This window comes from Bacillus pseudomycoides DSM 12442 (genome assembly GCF_000161455.1).
Classification (GTDB): Bacteria; Bacillota; Bacilli; order Bacillales; family Bacillaceae_G; genus Bacillus_A; species Bacillus_A pseudomycoides.
In genome coordinates, this window is the sequence record NZ_CM000745.1 from 5,335,170 (window position 1) to 5,337,840 (window position 2,671).

The 2,671-nt window shown below is 40.1% G+C and carries 1 protein-coding gene; it reads right to left on the minus strand.

The window, feature by feature from the left end:
* Nucleotides 1-2,671 (minus strand): condensation domain-containing protein (locus BPMYX0001_RS27050; RefSeq protein WP_167535692.1); only part of this gene is annotated, 2,671 nt, incomplete at both ends.

Sequence of the window (2,671 nt, forward strand, 5' to 3'; positions counted from 1 at the left end):
TATCTCGGCTGGCTTCATCTTTTTCATCTGATGAGAAAGATGATAAAATGCCGTAGGCGTCTGATTCAAGATAGTCACTTTCTCTTTGAGAAGCAGCTCAGCAAAAACCTCAGGATCCCGGGCCACAAAGGATGGAACAAGAACTAGCCGGCCTCCATACAACAAAGCACCATACATTTCCCAAACTGAAAAATCAAAACAATAGGAATGGAACAGTGTCCAAACATCTTTTTCTGAGAAATCAAAGAGATTCTGATCGTTAAATAAGAGACGTACCACATTTCGATGCTCCACCATGACTCCTTTCGGCTGTCCAGTAGATCCCGAGGTATAGATGATATAAGCCAAATCATCCGGACCAGCTTCCGCTTCCAGATCCGCATGATCTTCTTTCTCCCATTCCCGTTCCCAAAGCCCCAGTACCTGGCCGGAATAATGAGCGGGAACGTCTTCCGCATACTGGACGATCAACTTCTCGGCCCCGCTATCTTCAAGCATATAGCGGATTCTTTCCTCTGGGTAATCCGGATCAATTGGAAGATAAGCTGCACCCGCCTTTAATATACCGAGGATACTTATAATCATCTCGGGTGAACGATCGACGAGAAGGCCTACTATCTGTTCGCGACCTACCCCCTGCTTCTGAAGATGGCGGGCCACTTGGTTAGATTTTCTATGTAGTTCGCTATAAGACATAGAACCCTCTTTATACTGCAAAGCAACTTTATCTGGAGCTTTTTTTACCTTGTTCATAAATATTCCATGAATAGTCTTTTCCCTTGGATATTCTGCCTCCGGAGGATTAAACTCTTTCAAAATCCGGCTACTCTCATACGGAGTAGCTAATTGAATATTGAATATTAGTTTGTCTAAATCATCAGTAATCTGCGAAAGCAGATAAGAGAAATGAAGGTACATTTTCTCTACCGTTTCTTTTCTGAATATACTAGTGCTATACTCTATCATTATCTTCAGTGAACTATCTTCTATTATGGTCCATGTGAGATCATATTTTGCATTCCTCCTACGCCAAGAATATGGCGCTACATTTAGCCCAGGAATATGAATCTCATCAATTTTCATATTTTGCATAACCATCATTGTATTAAATAGAGGCTGACGACTAAGATTTCTTGGTATATTCAATTTTTCTATGAGCTCTTCCAGTGGATAATCCGCATGTTCAAATGCTTTTAGAACTCCAGATCGAACATTTGCAATAAACTCTCTAACAGATAAAACTCCTTTTGGTTCATTTCGAAGTGGTAAAGTATTGATGAACATCCCGACAACGTCTTCTAAATCTGAGTGTTCCCTTCCCGCTACAGGAGAACCTACCACAATATCCTCCTGTCCTGTATATTTAGAAAGCAGAATAGTATATGCTGACAAAAGAATCATATACAATGTAGAGCCTTCTGCTGCTGAAATGCTTTTGAGTTTCTGATATAACTTACTATCCATTTCAAACTCTAAGGTTTCACCAAAAAAGGACTGCACAGGAGGACGGGGAAAGTCTGTCGGTAGTTCAAGAACCGGCACATCACTTTTGAAACAGTCCAGCCAATATTCTTCTCCGGCTTTTATTCTATTTTTATATTCAGCAGTCTGTTGCCATTCAGCAAAATCCTTATACTGAATTCTTAAAGAAGGCAGCTCTTTACCCTGATACAATTGGATAAACTCCTGTATAAGAATGTTTACAGAAATGCCATCTGAAACGATATGATGAAAATCCCACATGAAAAAATAGCGAGTCGGTTCCACTTTCACCAAAAGTACCCGAAAAGGAAGGTCTGTTTCTAAGTCAAACGGTCGAATGAACTCATCAATAATTTGTGGCAATCTCTCTTCTGTTACTTCTTTTAGTTCAAGCTCAAAATTGCAATGGGACTCAATACGCTGAATTAACCGATCATTCTTAAGGTGAAAAGTGGTTCGTAGAGGTTCATGACGGTCAACCAAGCTGGATAGCGATCGGTAAAGTCGATCTATATCTAATGTTCCTTCCAGCTCTAAAATTAAAGGCATATTATAATGAGTAGATTGTGTGCCACCCTCAATTTGTTGGACTACATACATTCGGCGCTGAGCAGCAGAAACCGGGTAGTATTCTTTCTTTGGAGCCTGTTTAATAACATGGAAATTCTCTTTATCTGAATCCCTAATATAATGGGCCATATCCATTAGTATTGGGTTTTCAAAAATCTTCTGAATTGGGATACGTGCTTCAAACTTTTTGTGAATGGCCGCAGCCAACTGTGTAGCTTTTAATGAATGGCCACCTAGCTCAAAGAAATGGTCCCTTCTCCCCAGCTGTTTTATGTCCAGTACTTTACTCCAAATTTCAGCAAGCTCTCTTTCGGTATCATTAATTGGTTCCTCATACTTGCCAACTCTCTCTTTTTGTGGTTCTGGTAGTCCAGCCTTATCAATTTTCCCATTAAAAGTAAGGGGAAATCGGTCTAGAAAGACATAATAAGCAGGAATCATATATTCTGGCAGCATTCCCTTTAAATAAGTGCGTATAGAATTTTGACTCCGTACTTCATTAGTAACCAGATAAGCGCATAGATACGACTGCGCCTGATTGTCGTTCCTCGCAATTACACACGCTTCCTTAATGTATGGAACAGCAAGAAGTCTGGCTTCAATTTCTCCTAATTCAATA